Source organism: Streptomyces sp. NPDC021225 (assembly GCF_044332865.1).
In the GTDB taxonomy this organism is placed as follows: Bacteria; Actinomycetota; Actinomycetes; order Streptomycetales; family Streptomycetaceae; genus Streptomyces.
The window spans coordinates 343,876-361,477 of the sequence record NZ_JBIRPV010000007.1; the positions used below are offsets into that span (position 1 = coordinate 343,876).

12 protein-coding genes are annotated in these 17,602 nt (G+C 68.4%); 7 read left to right on the forward strand and 5 right to left on the reverse strand.

The genetic code is table 11. The annotated features are described in order from the left end of the window. Nucleotides 1-5 precede the first annotated feature (5 nt). The 3 genes from ACH4S9_RS30375 (at nucleotide 6) to ACH4S9_RS30385 (ending at nucleotide 4,527) form a co-directional block, all read left to right on the forward strand. Entirely contained in the window at nucleotides 6-1,226 is a 1,221-nt protein-coding gene (locus ACH4S9_RS30375) for a sensor histidine kinase (protein WP_398374677.1), read from the forward strand. Next, complete coding sequence (locus ACH4S9_RS30380; RefSeq protein ID WP_358845300.1) at nucleotides 1,223-1,861, forward strand: response regulator transcription factor; 639 nt, start codon at nucleotides 1,223-1,225, stop codon at nucleotides 1,859-1,861. The genes ACH4S9_RS30375 and ACH4S9_RS30380 overlap by 4 nt, the downstream gene beginning before the upstream one ends. A gap of 302 nt (nucleotides 1,862-2,163) precedes the next feature. Further along, a complete protein-coding gene (locus ACH4S9_RS30385; protein ID WP_398374678.1) occupies nucleotides 2,164-4,527 on the forward strand; it encodes a WD40 repeat domain-containing protein in 2,364 nt (787 codons plus the stop codon). Nucleotides 4,528-4,675: 148 nt separating this feature from the next. Here the strand turns inward: ACH4S9_RS30385 and ACH4S9_RS30390 are convergent, their stop codons facing one another. After that, on the reverse strand, nucleotides 4,676-6,040 hold the full coding sequence (locus ACH4S9_RS30390; RefSeq protein ID WP_398374680.1) for a M64 family metallopeptidase: 1,365 nt from the start codon (nucleotides 6,038-6,040) through the stop codon (nucleotides 4,676-4,678). 538 nt (nucleotides 6,041-6,578) lie between these two features. Here ACH4S9_RS30390 and ACH4S9_RS30395 point away from each other — a divergent pair. The 3 genes from ACH4S9_RS30395 (at nucleotide 6,579) to ACH4S9_RS30405 (ending at nucleotide 10,109) form a co-directional block, all read left to right on the forward strand. Further along, nucleotides 6,579-7,985 carry a helix-turn-helix domain-containing protein gene (locus tag ACH4S9_RS30395; RefSeq protein ID WP_398374682.1) on the forward strand — a complete coding sequence of 469 codons (1,407 nt, stop codon included), beginning with the start codon at nucleotides 6,579-6,581 and terminating at the stop codon, nucleotides 7,983-7,985. A 301-nt stretch (nucleotides 7,986-8,286) separates the two neighbouring features. Further along, nucleotides 8,287-8,949, forward strand: a complete 663-nt coding sequence (locus ACH4S9_RS30400; RefSeq protein ID WP_385345302.1) for a response regulator — start codon at nucleotides 8,287-8,289, stop codon at nucleotides 8,947-8,949. Next, nucleotides 8,946-10,109, forward strand: a complete 1,164-nt coding sequence (locus ACH4S9_RS30405) for a sensor histidine kinase (protein WP_385345304.1) — start codon at nucleotides 8,946-8,948, stop codon at nucleotides 10,107-10,109. Before ACH4S9_RS30400 ends, ACH4S9_RS30405 begins: the two co-directional genes overlap by 4 nt. Nucleotides 10,110-10,118: 9 nt before the next feature. Here the strand turns inward: ACH4S9_RS30405 and ACH4S9_RS30410 are convergent, their stop codons facing one another. Next, complete coding sequence (locus ACH4S9_RS30410) at nucleotides 10,119-11,165, reverse strand: hypothetical protein (protein WP_311724361.1); 1,047 nt, start codon at nucleotides 11,163-11,165, stop codon at nucleotides 10,119-10,121. 697 nt (nucleotides 11,166-11,862) lie between these two features. Here ACH4S9_RS30410 and ACH4S9_RS30415 point away from each other — a divergent pair. Next, nucleotides 11,863-12,873 carry an isopenicillin N synthase family dioxygenase gene (locus ACH4S9_RS30415; RefSeq protein ID WP_385345308.1) on the forward strand — a complete coding sequence of 337 codons (1,011 nt, stop codon included), beginning with the start codon at nucleotides 11,863-11,865 and terminating at the stop codon, nucleotides 12,871-12,873. A 15-nt stretch (nucleotides 12,874-12,888) separates the two neighbouring features. Here the strand turns inward: ACH4S9_RS30415 and ACH4S9_RS30420 are convergent, their stop codons facing one another. The 3 genes from ACH4S9_RS30420 to ACH4S9_RS30430 form a co-directional block, all read right to left on the reverse strand. Beyond that, complete coding sequence (locus ACH4S9_RS30420) at nucleotides 12,889-14,706, reverse strand: carbamoyltransferase C-terminal domain-containing protein (protein ID WP_311724363.1); 1,818 nt, start codon at nucleotides 14,704-14,706, stop codon at nucleotides 12,889-12,891. A gap of 249 nt (nucleotides 14,707-14,955) precedes the next feature. Further along, on the reverse strand, nucleotides 14,956-15,192 hold the full coding sequence (locus ACH4S9_RS30425; protein ID WP_311724364.1) for a phosphopantetheine-binding protein: 237 nt from the start codon (nucleotides 15,190-15,192) through the stop codon (nucleotides 14,956-14,958). Nucleotides 15,193-15,278: 86 nt separating this feature from the next. After that, nucleotides 15,279-17,060, reverse strand: a complete 1,782-nt coding sequence (locus ACH4S9_RS30430) for a carbamoyltransferase C-terminal domain-containing protein (protein ID WP_398374684.1) — start codon at nucleotides 17,058-17,060, stop codon at nucleotides 15,279-15,281. Nucleotides 17,061-17,602 lie beyond the last annotated feature (542 nt).

Here is a 17,602-nt window from a genome sequence, read left to right on the forward strand (position 1 = left end):
TCGGTATGACCGCTCTCGCCGGACCCTCCGCCGACGCCTTCTGGGCACAGTCGCTGCGCCGCTGGAGCGCGGTGTGCTGGGTGCTGTTCGCCGCGATGGCCGTCGGGCTCGCCGCGATGGACCGGCCCGGCGGGAGCAGGTACTGGGCGCTCGCGCTGCTGGGCTCCGTGGTGCTGTGCTACGCGCTCCTCGACCGCTTCCCCGGCAATCCCGTCGTACGGCCGCACGTCTATCTCTCGGTACTGGTGCTCGCGCTCGGCGGGCTGGCGTATCTGCGCAGCAGCTATGCGGCGCTGTTCATGGTGACGCTGCCGCACTACTGGATGTTCGGGCGGACCCCCAGGGCCTCCATGGGGTTCCTGGGGCTGGCGACCGCCGCGACGCTGGCGGGGAGCTGGTCCCGGCAGGGCTGGTCACTGGAGTTCTTCAGCGAGACGCTGGTGTCCACCCTGATCGTCGTGGCCGTGGGGGTCCTGATCGGGCTGTGGGCACACTCGGTGGTCGCCCAGAGCACCGAACGCGCCCGGCTGATCGTCGAACTGGAGCGGACCCAGGCGGAGCTGTCCGAGGCCCACCAGCGTCAGGGGGCGGCGGACGAACGGGAGCGGATGGCACGGGACATCCACGACACCCTCGCGCAGGGATTCGCGTCGATCGTCGTGCTCGCGGAGGCGGCCCGGGCCCGGCTCGCCTCCGATCCGGCGCGCAGCGCCCAGCAGCTGCGCTCGATCGAGTCGACGGCCCGCGAGAACCTCGCCGAGGCAAGGGAGCTGGTGGGCTCGGCACAGCAGCGGGACGGCGCGGCGGCCGGCTCCGTGGCGCGGACGCTGCGCCGTATCCTCGACCGTTTCGCGGAGGACACCGGGCTCACGGTGGGCGCCGACCTGGCGGACGTGGTGTGCGACCAGCAGACCCGGATCGCGCTGCTGCGCTGCACCCAGGAGTCCCTGGCCAACGTCCGCAAGCACGCGCGGGCGTCCACGGTCGGGGTGATCCTGGCCCGCCGGCCGTACGGTGTGGAGCTGGAGGTCACCGACGACGGCACGGGTTTCGTCCCGGAGGAGTCGGCGGGCTTCGGGCTCGACGGGATGCGCAAACGCCTGGCGGAACTGGGCGGCCGGCTGACGGTCACCAGCTCGGTCGGCGACGGCACGCGCATCCTGGCGATGATTCCGCTGGAGACAAGTGGCGAGGCGCGCGACAAGCGGCACGAGGGGACGGGATGACCAGCGAACGAGTCCGGGTGGTCGTGGTGGACGACCACACCGTGATGCGGGCGGGCGTGGTCGCCCTGCTCGCCGGCGAGGACGGCATCGAGATCGTCGGGGAGGCGGGGGACGGGAGGGCGGCCCTCGAACTCGTCGAGCGGCACGCCCCCGATGTCGCGCTCGTCGACCTGCGGATGCCGGTCCTCGACGGGGTGGGGGCGACCGCCGAAATCGTCGCCCGATACCCGCACACCCGGGTCCTGATCCTCACGACCTACGACACCGACCAGGACATCGAGCGCGGCGTGGAGGCCGGTGCCATCGGCTATCTCCTCAAGGACACCACCCGCGAACAGCTCGCCGACGCGATCCGCTCGGCGGCGCGCGGCGAGACCGTCCTCGCGCCCCGGGTGGCCGAGAAGCTGATCGCGCGCATGCGCCGCCCGCCCCAGGACCCGCTCACCGCGCGCGAGACCGACGTTCTCAACGCCGTGGCCGACGGCCTGACCAACGCGGAGATCGGCAGGCGTCTCGTCATCACGGAGGCCACCGTCAAGACCCATCTCCTGCGGCTGTTCGCCAAGCTCGACGTGAACGACCGCACGCGCGCGGTGGTGGTGGCCCTGGAGCGGGGGCTGCTGCGGCGGCCCTGAGCCGTGTCCGGCTGATCTTCCCCACCCCGCCCCTTCCCGCAGTGTCTATGTGCGGCTCCGCCGCGTGGCATGGGCTTCGCCCCTGGACCTCTGGGGTCTGGAACAAAGCCCCACCACGCGGCGGAGCCGCATATGGACAGGGGCCGGGAAGGGGCGGGGTGGGGAAGGGCCCGCCGCAGGCGTCAAGACCCGCCGGACGCACCCTGAGCCGTGCCCACAATCGGCCAGGGTTTGCCGCGGGCTGTCGGACCCCTCTGTGACCATGGACTGGACCGCCCAAGTCCCCTGCTGTGGAAGGCCAGATGTCCACCGATCTGTACGGCATCCGCGTCCTCGACGTCGCGCCCGAGGCGTCGCGCGTCCGGTTCCGCGTCTTCGTCGTGTACTACGACACGGAAAGCCGGACCCACGCGCCGCTGCCCGACGATCCGAGCTTCTTCTTCACGCTGCTGTGGGAGGCGGCGAACCGCCTGCCGGTCTCCTCGCTCCACCCGCTGCGGAGGATCGGCGTCGACGAGGTCCTCGACCCCGAGTGGGTCGCCGCCCACACCCATCGGTACGTCCGGCGGATCGAGCGGACGGCCACCCGCAACCACCCCGCGGCCGAGGCCGATTGGCAGCGCCTCCAGGACTTCTACCACGAGCGCGACGGCCGCTGGGCGCACGAGGATCTCCTCGTCCAGGCCGACTACGACGTCGAGGTCACCGACGCGCGCTGGCTGGGGTCGCTGAGCGCCGGCCACGGCTGGGCGACCGCCTCCTATGCGACCACGGCAGACCAGGTGCTGGAGGCGGACGCCCCCACGGTGCTGGACCTGCGCCGTCCCGCGGTCACGCTCGACCCGTTCCCTGGCGAGGAAGACGACGACGGCACCCCCAGCGATCTGGCCTTCTCGGACGACGGACGGTATCTCGCGGTCACCAGCCAGGCTTGCGAGCTGGTGGTGTTCCGCACCGACGACTGGAGCGAGCACGTCCGCGTCCCGCACAGCTCCTTGTGGGGCCAGGACATCCAGTGGGTGCCCGGCACCCATCAGCTCACCAAGCGCGTCCGATGGGGCGGAGGGGCGGAGGACGGCGCCGCCGCGACCCGCGCCTACGACGTCGACACCGGCGCCGAGGTGGACGTCCCGCCGCAGCCCCGCGAAGCCCGCTCGCGCACCGGCCGCTACCGGGCCGACGGGGGCTTCGGCCGCTATCGCGCCGATGGCGGCTACGGCGGGTTCACCGGTTACGGCGGCTGGGTCGATGTGCTGTGCTCGTCCGGCGAATCGCCCCGCCGGCTGCACCTTCCGAGAGGGAAGGCGTCGGTCGGAAGCGTCTCCTTCACCGGCGACGAGACCCGGATGTTCGTCGCCCAGGGGAGCGATGTGCACATCCTGGACCCGGAGAGCGGACGCGTCCTCGGCACCCTCCCCGGAATCCGGTCGGACGCGCTCGTGCGGCCGGACGGGGCCTATCTGGTGGCCGGCTGCGGGAAGGGCCCGGCCGACGACGAGATCGAGGGGGACGAGCGGATCGACCTGTGGCGGGTCTCCGACGGCGCGCTGCTCATGCGCTGCCGGTCCGGTGGCAGCACCCTCCCCGCCCTGGCCTGGTCGCCGGACGGCGGCATGCTCGCGGTCTCGGCGATCACTGGATCCCAGGGGTACGGAGGCGAGTTCCGGATCTATCGCGCGGGGGCGCCCGTCGAGCCCCCGGAGGAGGAGCGCCTGACGCTCGACGAGCTGCGCAAGCTCGGCGAGGACGCCTCGGACGAGGACGACGCGCTCTTCCTGTACGACCGGCTGATCGAGCGCGAAGAGGACCCAGCGGCCGTCGGCAGGGCGTACCGGAAGAAGGCCGACCTCCTGCGGGAGCGGCGAGGCGGACTGCGCGGCGCCGCCGAGGCGTACCGGCGGGCGATCGAGACCGGCGGGGCGACCAACGCCATGCGCGCCGGCTACGACCTCGCCTCCGTCCTGGTCACCCTGAACGACTTCGACGGCGCTGTGGAGGCCGCCCGGTCGGCCCACCGCATCGCCGCCGCGCGCGATCTCGACCAGAAGAAGAACCGGACGACCCTGGCCGAGATGGTGCTGCACCTCGGCGACACGCTGCGCACGCGCGGCGGCGACGGCGACAACGAGGAAGCCCGCGCCGCCTACCTCCAGGCCCTCGACCTCGGCGTCAAAAAGCCCGCCTGGGCGACCCTCGGCCTCGGCTGGACGGCCCTCGACCTGGGGGACGAGGAGACCGCCGAGACCCATCTGCTGCGCGCGGTGGAGCTGGCCGGAAGCGAGCTCACCACGAGGGGCTACGCCGCCATGCTGCTCGGCCACATCGCCAAGGGGCGCCGCGACCTGCCCGCCGCGCTGAAGTGGTACCAGAAGGCGCTGAAGGCCGACTCCCTCCACCGGCCGCGGGCCACCGGGCATCTCGGCGAGCTGCACTACTGGCTGGGCGAGCGGGACGGCGCCCGCACCTGGTACGAGCGGATGCTGAAGGCGGCGCGCGAGCCCGAGCTGATCGCCGAGGGCGCCTTCAGGCTCGGTGAGATGGCCGCCGAGGACGGCGACCGCGAGCGCGCGATCGAGTTCCTGGAACGGGGCGCCGCGACCGGAAGCGGGACGTTCGCCGAGCGGGCCCGGGAGCTGCTTCGCGGGCTGACGGCGGACAGCCCGTGACCGGTGAGGGTGTTACGGAGGGATGAGGGGGTGTTAAGTGCGGCCCTACGCAAGCTGAGCAGAAGCGCGGAAACACAGAAACCCGGAAAAGAAGCCGCCCCGCGGCGGGGGTCCACGGGGCGGCAGCTGGGGGGTGGCGGCGGTGCGGCTAGGCGGTGACCTTCCAGGTGCGGGAGTCGGTCAGCAGCTTGCGCAGGGCGGGGTCCTTGACCGCCGTGGTGTTGTCCGTGGCCGTGGCGGTGACCGTGTGCGAGCGGCCGTCGGCGGCGATGCCGAGGGAGGCCGGGGTGACCGACTTCTTGCCGCGCGCGTCGGTGACCTCGGTGCCGTCCACGGACCACTTCACGGTCGCGGAGGCCGGGAGGGTGATCTTGATGGCCGCGTCGCGCTTGAGGGCGGTGTCCGTGCCGGTCGTGCTGCCGACGACGGTGGCGTACCGGTAGAAGCCCGCGATCATCGCCTCGCGGCCCGGGAGGTTGAACTCACGGCCGAGGGTGCGCATGATCGAGTTATCAGTGGGGCGGTTGATGCCCTTGGGGTAGTAGCGCCCGCCCTCGTACGCGCCGACCGTGCCGCCGTCGGGCGAGGTCTGGCCGATCCAGCGGTACCACTTCTTCTTCTGCGCGGTCAGCTGGGCGGCGCTCAGCTTGGAGGCGTTGGACTCGTCGGGCTCGGCGCCGGTGTAGGTGCCGTACTCGTCGTAGAAGTACTCGTCGGCCAGCTTGCCGAGGGAGTGCCCGGTCTCGTGCACCGCGACCTGGTCGGAGTCGGGGTGGTCGGAGGAGGCGGTGGCGATGCCGTCGTAGCCGATCTGGGAGGTGAGGGTGTAGCCCGCGCCGCCGTACTTGGTGGAGTTGGACAGCACGACCACGAGGTCGGCGTCGGGGGCCTTGGCGGCGTACGACTCGACCTTGTCGGTGTCGACGCACAGCAGCCGCTCGATGTCGTCGCACCAGAAGTACGACTTGAGCGCGGTGTCCTTGACGACGTCCTTGCCGGGGTCCCCGGAGACGCCGGACTGGTTGGAGACCGCGTCCACCGACCAGACGTTGAACAGTTCCTTGTACGAGGCGTACGGCTCGACCGCGGACATCTGCGCCCACTTGGACCGCACATCGGCGTGGAAGTCGTCCTGCTGGGCGGCGGTGTAGCCGTCCCCGATGACGACGACGTCGAGCTTGTCGGCGACCGGGCCGGTCTGGATGACCGCGTTGACGTCGCCGTCGGCGGCGGCCTCGGGGGCGGACAGCGGCCGGTCCGCGCGGGCGAGACGCTCCGGGGTGGCGGCCGGTACCTCGGTGTGGCGGGGATGGCCGCCGGGACGGGTGAAGTACTCCACCTCGTGGGTGCGCTCGGCGCCCTGGGCCGCGGCGGCGCGGCTGGGCGGCGGAGGCGGTTCCGGGGCGGCCGACGCCGTGGCCGACGCGGTCGCGGCCAGGGTCGCCGTCAGGACGAGGCCGCCGGCGACGGCCGCAGTGCGTATCGAGAAACGTCTGGGCAGACGTCTGCGCACGGTGGTGTACCCCCCGAACTCGGCTTTATAAGCAGCCAGTTAAGCCCGATTAAGTCGCCGCTCAACCTAGGGGCTCGAACCGCGATTCGGCAATGGGAATTAGGGAAGTCGCTAGTTGTCGTCAGCAGTTGTCAGTAGTCACCGGCGTCTCACGAAGTGCCGGTGGCAATGGATCCGGTCGCGTCTCGAGCCCTGTCCCACCAGGAGGATCGCGATCCGCCTCGGCGGTTCGCGGCCTGCGGTGGATCATACCGGCGCGGGCGCCCCGGCCGATCTCGAGGTACGCCGGCCGGCGGCGGGCGTCGGCGCCGTCGCCCCGGCCGCGCTCCCCGCCCGAATCGTGATCCGCTCGCCCCCGGGAGCCGTATGGTCGAGCCGTACGTCGAAGTGGTGGTCGGCGAGCGGGAGTCCCGGCTGAGCGGCGGTCACCGCCTCCGAACCGGCCGACCCCCCGATCCATCACCTTCGACATGTTTCAATCCTCGCGTAAATGGACTTAACTCGGCGATTAAGCAGCCGCTGGGGAGAAGAGGGCAGGGTGGGCGGGAGAAACGCCGGGGACGTACGCGCGACGGACGGGGCCGCGGAGATCGGGCGCCGGGTGCTCAGGCTGCGTACCGAACGGGGGTTCACCCAGCGGCAGCTGGCCGAGCCCGCCTACACCGCCGCGTATGTCTCCACGCTGGAGTCCGGCAAGGTGCGCCCCTCCGAGGCCGCGCTGCGCCACCTCGCCGAACGCCTCGGCGTCAGCTACGAGGAGCTGACCACCGGCCGCGACCCGCACGACGCGATCCGGCTGCGGGCCGGGCTCACCGACGCACGCAGGGCGCTGGCCACCGGCGACGCGAAGGACGCGGTCGGGCACTTCCACCAGCTGATGGTCGAGGCGGAGCGGCTCGGCTTCCGGGACGAGCGGGCCTCCGCCATGGTCGGGCTCGGCGACTGCGCGCTGGAGACCGGCGAACTGGCCGTGGCGCGCGCCCACTACGAGGCGGCGGAGCAGCTGCTGGCCGACGAGCCGCTGCCCCGGCGGATCCCGGCGATCCGCGGGCGCGCCGTGGCCCATTTCCTCTCCGGCGAACTGCGCTACTCCTGTTACCTCCTGGAGAGCGCCATCGACGAGCTCAACGCCTCGGGCCTGCACGACCCGAACGCCCTGCTGCTGCTCTACACCGCGGCCATACCCCCGTACATGGACATGGGGGCGCATGCCCGCGCCGCGCGCGCCGCCGAGCTGGCGCTCGCGCTGGCGCCCAGCGTGGACGACCCGGGGCTGCTCGCCCGGATGCACCGCGGTGTGGCCCGTACGCTCATCGCCGAGGGCCGCACCGCCGAGGCCGACGCCTCGCTGGCCAAGGCGCAGGAGCTGTACGAGCAGCTGCGCATCCACACCGATCTCGCCCACTGCCACTGGATGCGCGGCTATGTCCACGCGCAGGACGGCAATCTGGAGCGGGCGGAGCGCGAACTGTCCATCGCGCGGGACATGCTGGCGTCCAAGCGGGCCACGCTGTACACGGTGCAGGTGGAGGTGGAGCTGGCGGATGTGCTGCGGCGGCGCGGGCGGACGGCGGAGGCGGAGGCGTTGCTCGTGCCGTTGCTCAGGCGCGGTGATGGTGAGGTTGCGGGTGATGGTGGGGTGCCTGGGCTGACCGCCGAGCACGGCGTGGTGCACGCGGGCGGGGCGCACCGGCTGCTCGGCCTGATCGCGGAGGAGCGCGGCGACGCGGCGGCGGCGGAGGAGCACTACCGCGCGGCCCTGTCCCTGCTGGAGCGGACGGGTGCGGCCGGTGATCTGGCCGATCTGTGCCGGCTGTTGGGCGATCTGCTGCGGCGCGGCGGCCGCGCCGAGGCGGCCATGGACGCGTACCGCATGGGGCTGGGCCACCGCGCCGCGCCCGGCACCACCACCCTGGGGCCCGCCCCTGCGGAGCCCCCGGTGTGACGGGCTTCGGCCGCGCCCCCGCCCCTCCCCCTGTCTCGCGACCCGCCGTCTCGTGGGCCCGCCGGCGCCAGGCCGTCGCGTGTGGGGGCCGCGGCGGCCTGGCGGCCGCGGGGTGATGCGGCGTGGGACCACTGTGCACGGCGGCGGGCGGCCGGGGAATCCGCCCCTGGTCTTCCGGTCACCCCCGCCGACCGGCGGGGGTGCTCCCCCCAACAGGCGGAGGTAGGCACTCCACTTTGTACCGCGCATGCGGCAGGCTGTCCGGGTAATGAGCATGACAGCCAACGGGAGGGAGGGGCCGGTGATCCGTGTGGCTGTGGTGGACGACGAGGCGCTCGTACGGTCCGGGCTGCGGCTGATCCTGGGCACGGCCCCGGACATCGAGGTCGTCGCGGAGTGCTCCGGCGCCAAGGCCGTGGAGGCGGTGCGCGACAGCGCGGCCGATGTGGTCCTCCTGGACATCCGGATGCCCGACGTGGACGGGCTGACCGTGCTCGGGCGGCTGCTGGAGGCGGAGCGCGCCCCCGCCGTCGCCATGCTGACCACCTTCGACGCGCAGGAGTACGTCACGGCCGCGCTGCGGGCGGGCGCTGCCGGCTTTCTGCTCAAGGACACCGACCCGGAGCAGCTGGTACGGGCCGTACGGACGCTCGCGGAGGGCGGCAGCCTCCTGGACCCGGGCGTCACCCGCGCCGTGATCGGCGGCTATCTGGCCGCCGAGGCGGAGGCCACGGCCGCCGCGGCCGTCGAGGCGCTCACCCCGCGCGAGCGGGAGGTACTGGCGCTGATCGGGCAAGGGCTGGCCAATCCGCAGATCGCGGAGCGGATAGGGCTGGCGCCCAGCACCGTCAAGGACCATGTGGGGGCGCTGCTGGCCAAGTTGGGCGGGCTCAACCGGGTGCAGGCGGCGATCGTGGCCGACCGGGCGGGGCTGCTGAGCCCGTGGGCCGGGGGCCCGCGATGATGCGCTGGGCGTCGCTGGTCGTCCCCACGGCCCTCGCGGTGGCCGACGCGCTGCTGGTCAACGGCGTGACGCCGGGCCTTGAGCTGAACGTGTCGCTGGTCGCCGCGGCCGCGCTGCTGCTGCGCCGGCGGCTGCCGCTGACCGCGTTCCTGGCCACACTGCCGGGGATCCTCATCGGCTACATCTGGTTCGCGCCCATGATCGCGCTGTACACCGTGGCCGCGCGCCGCCCCGACCGCCGGCTGCTCGCGGTCTCCGCGCTGCTGCTGGCCGCCGCGCACTTCGTGCCGTGGCCGGTCTCGGACTTCGAGCCGACCGCGTACCGGGAGAACACCCTGAACCTGATCGACGCGTCCGTGACCTCCGTCGCGCCCATCGGCCTGGGACTGCTGGTGCGCACCCGCGGCGAACTGGCCGCGCGCATCGAGGACCTGACGCGCAGCCGCCGCCACGCCGACGAGCTGCTGGCGCACAAGGTGCTCAGCACCGAACGGGCCCGCCTCGCCCGGGAGATGCACGATGTGGTCGCCCACCAGGTCAGCCTGATCAGCCTTCAGGCCGGGGCGGTGCAGATCAGCGCGCAGGACGCCGAGGCGCGGGAGTGCGCCCGGACGATCCGTGAGCTGTCGGTGCGCACCCTGGACGAGCTGCGCCACATGGTGGGCGTGCTGCGCGCGGCGGGCGGCGACCTGGAGGAGCTCACCCCGCAGCCGTGCCTGGCCGACCTGCCGCGCCTGATCGAGCTGAGCGCGCTGGACGTCGACTACGAGGCCGACTACGGGGAGGGGGTGTTCGAGGACCTGGGGCAGTCGGAGGCGGTCGAGCGGGCGGTGTTCCGCATCGTGCAGGAGGCGCTGACCAATGTGCGCAAGCACGCGCCGGGGGCGCGGGTGCGGGTCCGGGTCGGCGAGGAGGGCGATCGGACGGGCGCCCGGGAGCTGCGGGTCGAGGTGCGCAATGGTGCGCCCGACGCGACGGCCACCGCGCCCGGCCTGCCGGGCGGCGGCCACGGCCTGATCGGCCTGCGCGAGCGCGCCCAACTCCTCGGCGGCACCATGGAAGCACACCCCCTGCCCGACGGTGGCTTCGTCGTACGCGCCCGCCTGCCCGGAGTCCGGCCCGCGCCGCGCAGTCCTGGCACCGGTACCGCATCCGCATGACCGGTGGAGTCAGCGGTTCCGAAGGACCGAGATACGTACGTAGTCACTCTCGTCGCGTGTCAAGAAGACAGCGGATTCCCTGAGCGGAGCCATAGGAATCTCAGTATCAATACCCAGCGCCGTCGGCCGCCCGGTGGCCAGGGACACCTGAACCCTGGTCTGTATCGAATCGTCGGTGGCCTCTTCACCCTCGGAGACGACACCGTACGCGGTTCCATCATCTCGTACCGATGCGAGGAGCACCTCCTTTCGATCCCCGTCTCCGGCCAGGCACAGGCCGCTCCTTTGCCGCAAGTCGAAGGCCAGAGGGCCGGCCGCCAGGTAGCGGCCGTCCCGGGAAGCGACCGCAGGGTAGCCAGGTCGCTCCTCATCCGGTCGCAGACTGTCGACGGAGCACGTCGTGGTCGCCTCGATCTTCCCGGTCTCAGCGGCGTGAACCGCCCAGATCGCTTCTCCGCTCTCAGCGGCCCAGCGTGCGACCAGATGCCCGCCGACCGCAGCCTCCACCCGCCCGTTCCAGCCTCCCATCAGGCTCCGTCGAGTCGAGGCACCTTTCGGGGCGACATCGAGGCTGAACCAGCGGTCGGGCACCCCGAATCCCCCGGCGGCCATGTCGACGACCGGACCGTGCGTGGACGTCGCCTCAACCTCACTCCCATAACACGCCGCATCGTCGCATTGCGCCATGAGTTCGTCCGCGTCGCCGTGCTGTGTAACTTCTCCCGTGGTCACGTCCACGGAGGCTGCGGAGTTGTTGAGGGTGATTCCTGCCCCCCAAGTGATAAGGAGACCCGAACCGCCGTCCCGAACGGTCAGGCTGCCGTCCCCGTCGTCCACCGGTACGGAAACCTCACGCAGGGGTGCGACCGCGCGACCCGAGCCCTGCACGGGATAAATGGCAAGTTGAACAACCTCCTTGCCGTCATGAAGGTCGTCCTCCCCCTTCATTCCGTGTCCCCAGGCGACGATGAATTCTCGTCCATCCTGGCTGACAACGGTCAGGTCTGGAATCTCGGCCGGTGTCGCGGTGTCCGGGTCCCCCTCCGTGTCGTCCATGGGAACGGGAGGGTTCCATGGCTTGCCGGACCAGCGGACCGACCCCGTCTCAGCGTCACGCACATGGACGGTGTAGCCGTTCGGCGCGACGGTCATATACGCGACAGCGTTCGCCTGCCCCGCTACGGTCACAGGTATCGACTTCGTAGGATTCGGAACCCAATTGAGGGTCTCTTCCCATCCCTTGGTTCTGTCATAAGCCGGTGGGACAGACAGTTTGGCGAGGGATTTCTCAGGGTGCGCATCCTCAGGAGATGGCGATCGGTCCCACTCACCGCTGTCGCCCGAACCTCCACCACATCCAGCGAGTAACCCCGTCACCAGCGCCAAGCACACCGCCTGCTTCATAAATCGCACGAGCAGGCTCCCCCTCACTCACAGCAAGGCATACCGTCCGAGTTGGCCGACAAGCCTCGTATCAGACCACGGCACGTGACACGCTAACAGCGGAATCGGTTTCTGGGCGGTCTGTTCGCCGACCGTCGCGTCATACGCCCAGGGCCAGTTCCAGAGCGCGCGCGGGTAGCGTGGTCGGCGCGCCAAGACCTCGGCGGTGCGGGCGTGCGCGTGGGGTGGGAGCGTGGGCCGGATCGGCTCCGGCTATGACAACGCCCGACGCCGTCACAGTGTGAAGGGTACGGTGGGCAGATGATCAGCGCACCCGCGACGGTAGGCACTTCATGAAAGGGGATCAGCTGTGACACAACACCGAGGCATAGAACTCCCCCTGCCCGTTTTCGACGTGTCCACACTGGGTTCCGGCTCTGCTTCCGAATCGACCGAATCCGCAAGCGTTTTGGCCGATCAGCTCCAGCACACAGGCTGTGTCTACCTCGTGCGTCACGGCATTCCCACCGAGACGATTCACCGCGCTTTCGAGGTGTCCAAGCGATTTTTCGCCCTCCCACATCAGGCACGGATGTCCGTCGCCGACCTGAATTCTCCTCACTTTCGGGGCTTCGTTCCGTCCCGAGGCGAACTCACCAAGGGCCCTGCCGACGCGGATCGGCGTGAGCAGTTCGTGATAGGTCCCGAGACGGCTCCGCAGCCATTGGACCCCGGGGCACCCTGGCGACAGCTGATCGGACCGAACCAGTGGCCCGACGCACTCCCCGAGCTGCGACCCGTGATGCTCGACTGGCTGGACGAACTCACCGCGCTCAGTCATCGGCTGCTGAGCGCGATCGCGACGGCCCTCCACGGTCGCCCGGACTTCTTTGACGGCCTGGTCGCGGGCAATCCCAACCACCGTCTCCGGACCAGCCACTACCCGGCCGGCACCCCTGGCTTCGATGACAATGGTCTGGGCGCCCACCGGGATCACGGTCTACTGGCCCTCATCGCGCAGGACGGCGTCGGGGGGCTCCAGATGGAGGACGGCCACGACAGCTGGGTCGATGTGAAACCGCTGCCCGGAGCACTCGTGGTCAACCTCGGCGAAACACTTCAGGTGGCAACCGGCGGCCGGCTGCCCGCCCCTGTGCATCGCGTGATCACCCCGCCTACGGGCGCCGAACGGTACTCGTTCGCTTTCGCTTTCAACCCGCACATCGAAGCCCTGACAAAAGACACGACAGATCCACAAGGGGCGGGCACGACAGAGCACTATGGCCGACGCGTCCTGGCCAGGTGGTTGCAGTCCTCTCCGCACCTTGCCCGCCGCCACTTTCCCAACGTGGACCCGGGTGCGCTGTTGACCGGTTCGTGACATAAGCCTGCCGGCTCAGGGCCTGGGGGATGACGCTGGAGAAGGCACGTCACCCGCGGCGGCTCTCGTGCGTGGGTTGTGTGACAGATCGATCCACCTCGAGAAGTGGGCGCGAAGGTCTTCGTCCATCGCCAACAACGAGTCGACTGTTCGCTTCAGAGTCCGTGCACTTCGCTGATCCGCCGGGTCGAATTTACGGCGCAACATCGGATGACGGAGCCACATGTGCAGGTAGAGGTCGTCGAGTCCGGACGGGTTCAGTCGCTCGGCGAGGTCGGCCAACTGTGACTCGTCCCGCTCAAACGGTTCGGAGCTCCTTGGGTGCGGCTTGTCCTCCGGGAACGAGTCCGCGTTCTTGAAGGTGACACGATGCTGGTTCAGATAGGCCACCGAGACACCCTTCCGCAGGCAGAAATTAATCGCCTGAGGAATGCTGTCGATAATCGGCTCGCTCTTGTCGTGGAGGGAAGTGTTGCACAGGATCGGCACACCCGTCGCTTCGGCGAAAGCAGACAGCACATCATGGATGAACGGGTTCTGCTCTCGGCTCACCGTCTGGACCCTGGCCGAACGGTCCAGGTGCGCGACAGCCGGCACAAGCTCTGCCCGATCACGGTGCACCAGAAAAGTCTCCAGCATGTACGGCGATATCCGGGGCGCCTCGAACCAATCGCCGAAATCCTCCTCACGAATCATGGGAGCGACAGGAAACCACCACTCCCGCTGCTTGATCCGATTCAGTTCGTCCTTGGATCTGACCGTTCTCGGATCGGCCAGGATCGAACGGTGCCCCAAGGCCCTGGGGCCCAACTCCGCTCGACCGTCCACCCACACGACAGGACCCGCCCGCAAATCCTCGACAACCATCCGGGCATCCGCCGGCGTGACATCCGCGATAAACTCCTCGAACCCCGCCAAAGCCGCAACGAGTTCATCATCGGAGTGCCCCAGATACGCCCCGGGGAACCCGAAATCGAACTCAGTCCCGCACCGCCCGTAGAACACCCCCAGCGCAATCCCAAGCGACTGGCCACTGTCATCCACACAAGGCGGAGCAATCAGCCGCTTGAACTTGAACTTCTCCATGACCGCACTCGTCGTGGGGCAGTTCAAAGCAAAACCGCCGGCCAGCGCAAAATTCGTCCCGCTCGGATCGAACCCGAAACGCCTGGACGCCTCCTCCACATTGCGCTCCACGACGCGCAGGGAGATCCGCTGGATCTCCTTCATCACCGCGCTCATCACCTGCTCGTCCGGACTGAAACGTTCATCCGCCGAACACCGGCCGCTCGCGAACGCCTCCACAACCGCCTCGTGCAACAAGCCGAGAAAACGCTCACAGTCGACCAGAAGCTTCGGGGCGGGCCCGAAAAACGGCAAACCGCTCAGCGCCTCTTCCCGCAACTCAGCCAGATCCGCGTCGCAGTCGGCCGCCGTGGCAAGCGCCATCAACGGGCCCTCACGCAACTTGTACCTGCGGCGCGCCGCCGTGAACAGACGGGCCGGGGACTCGACCGGGAACCAGGTGAACGAACCGTTCTCGACATAGGCCCCGGCGAAAGAGGATGAATGATCCTTCGAGGCAAGCATGGAATCAGAGTCGGGGCCGCCGTCCAACGCCATCGCGAAAAGCGGCTCCGACCACGAAATGTCGGTGTCCAGCAGGGCACAGCTGAACACATGGGCCATGCTGTGCGGCGGCAGATCGACATCCGCGAAGTAATCTGACACATCGACGTGGCGATCACCGCCAATACCCGGCGTCCCCCAAAACTCCAGCACCTCATCGATGTCGACGCCCACCGAAGACAGCAGGGACTCGATCAGCCGCATACCAGAAGCCTCGTCGGGAACGCCCGCCCCATGACGGCCCCAACCAGACAGCCTCTCAAGCGGCCAATACGCCACAACCCGAACATCCCGCCCCGACTTCCGCCACAACGAAACGTTGTTGTTATGACGAATCCACGTGTCCAACAGATGAGGCACGCCGGGCTGTGTCAAATAGGTGGAGACGTAGTATCCGTCCCTCACTTCACCCTCCAGAACATGCATGTATGGGCACAGCAGTAACGACCTGTTTCAGCTTGCCTGGAGAGCAGCTGCCACCCGTTCAAGGGGTACGTCCGAGAATAGATCGCCGATTTCAACGATCAAGCCCTCTTCGCGTAGCGTCTCGGCAACGATGATTGCCGCGAGTGAATCGCCACCCAGACCCAGAAAGGAAACTGCACCGTCTTGGACATCCATTTCCAGGGTGTCTGAGATGACTTCCAGCAGTCTCTCCAGGGCACTACTTTTTGCTTCCGCCTGGGACATGAATACCCCTTGCTCTGGTTCGTGATTATCCGGTGAAGTCTGACCTTTTATCGAGCCGTCAGTCCCGAAACGTGGCCATCTGCCGCTTATATGGGATAACTCAGCGATTCAGCGGACCCGGTTGCGCGCTTCATCCATAGCATGATGTCGTCCTCGAGTTCCTGGTCCATCGCGAGCCAGGAATCGACTGTTCGCTTCAGAGTCCGCGCACTCCGCTGATCCGTCGGGTCGAATTTACGGCGCAACATCGGGCGATGGAGCCACATCTGCAGGTAGAGGTTGTCGAGTCCGGACGGGTTCAGTCGCTCGGCGAGGTCTGCCAACTGTGACTCGTCCCGCTCAAAAGGCTCGGAGTTCCTTGGGTGCGGCTTGTCCTCCGGGAACGAGTCCGCGTTCTTGAAGGTGACACGATGCTGGTTCAGATAGGCCACCGAGACACCCTTCCGCAGGCAGAAATTAATCGCCTGAGGAATGCTGTCGATAATCGGCTCGCCCTTGTCGTTCAGGGAGGTGTTGCACAGGATCGGCACACCCGTCGCTTCGGCGAAAGCAGACAGCACGTCATAGATGAACGGGTTCTGCTCTCGGTTCACCGTCTGGACCCTGGCCGAACGGTCCAGGTGCGCGATGGCCGGCACAAGCTCTGCCCGATCACGGTGCACCAGAAAAGTCTCCAGCATGTACGGCGATATCCGGGGCGCCTCGAACCAATCGCCGAAATCCTCCTCGCGGATCATGGGAGCGACAGGACGCCACCACTCCCGCTGCTTGATCCGATTCAGTTCGTCCTTGGATGTGAGCGCTCTCGGATCCGCCAGGATCGAGCGGTGCCCCAGGGCCCTGGGGCCCAGCTCCGCTCGACCGTCCACCCACACGACAGGACCCGCCTGCAGATCCTCGACGACCTGCCGGGCATCCGCCGGCGTGACATCCGCGATAAACTCCTCGAACCCCGCCAGGGCCGCAGCGAGATCATCATCGGAGTGCCCCAGATACGCCCCGGGGAACCGGAAATCGAATTCCGTTCCACACCGCACATGGAACACGCCCAACGCAATCCCAAGCGACTGGCCACTGTCATCGACACAAGGCGGAGCAACCAGCCGCTTGAACTTGTACTTCTCCATGACCGCACTCGTCGTGGGGCAGTTCAGCGCGAAGCCGCCGGCCAGCGCAAAATTCGTCCCGCTCGGATCGAACCCGAAACGCCTGGACGCCTCCTCCACATTGCGCTCCATGACGGACAGCGAGATCCGCTGGATCTCCTTCATCACGGCACTCATCACTTGCTCATCCGGACTGAAACGTTCATCCGCCGAACACCGGCCGCTTGCGAACGCCTCCACAACCGCCTCGTGCAACAAGCCGAGAAAACGCTCACAGTCGACCAGAAGCTTCGTGGCGGGCCCGAAGAACGGCAAACTGCTCAACGCCTCTTCCCGCAACTCAGCCAGATCCGCGTCGCAGTCGGCCGCGGTGGCAAGCGCCATCAACGTCCCCTCACGCAACGCGTACCGATGGCGCGCCGCCGTGAACAGACGGGCCGGGGACTCGACCGGGAACCAGGTGAACGAACCGTTCTCGACATAAGCCCCGGCAAACGACGACGAATGATCCTTCGAGGCGAGAAATGAGTCGGGGCCGCCGTCCAACGCCATCGCGAAAACCGGCTCCGACCACGAAATGCCGGTGTCCAGCAGGGCACAGCTGAACACATGGGCCATGCTGTGCGGCGGCAGATCGACATCCGCGAAGTACTCTGACACATCGACGTGGCGATCACCGCCAATACCCGGCGTCCCCCAAAACTCCAGCACCTCATCGATGTCGACGCCCACCGAAGACAGCAGGGACTCGATCAGCCGCATACCAGAAGCCTCGTCGGGAACGCCCGCCCCATGACGGCGCCAACCAGACAGCCTCTCAAGCGGCCAATACGCCACAACCTGAACATCCCGCCCCGACTTCCGCCACAACGAAACGTTGTTGTCATGGCGCGCACGAAGATCCAACAGGTGAGACATACCGGGCGGCGTCAAATAGGCTGAAACGTAGTATCCGTCCCTCACTGCACCCTCCAGACATGTACACAGAAAACACCCGTTCCCGCGCTCCGGCGCGAGCAGGCATCCCTTGATTGACGTGCGAATGCGAGAACCAGACGCAATGAGAACAGCCGACTGTTCATTGCGCTGCCCAGGCCATCCAATACCAATTCCCACAGAGAAAGAACGGGCACCAGCCTGTGAACGTGGACGATACCGGGGTAACGACGGAAGACCGTGAGCACCCCGCCTCAGGTCGCCCGGACCGCCCGGCCGGCCTGTCTGCCTCGGATCACACCAATGCCCTCCATAGACGATGCCTACAGAATTGAAGTGGTCGAATCGTTTTAAAGAGGCCCGGGTCC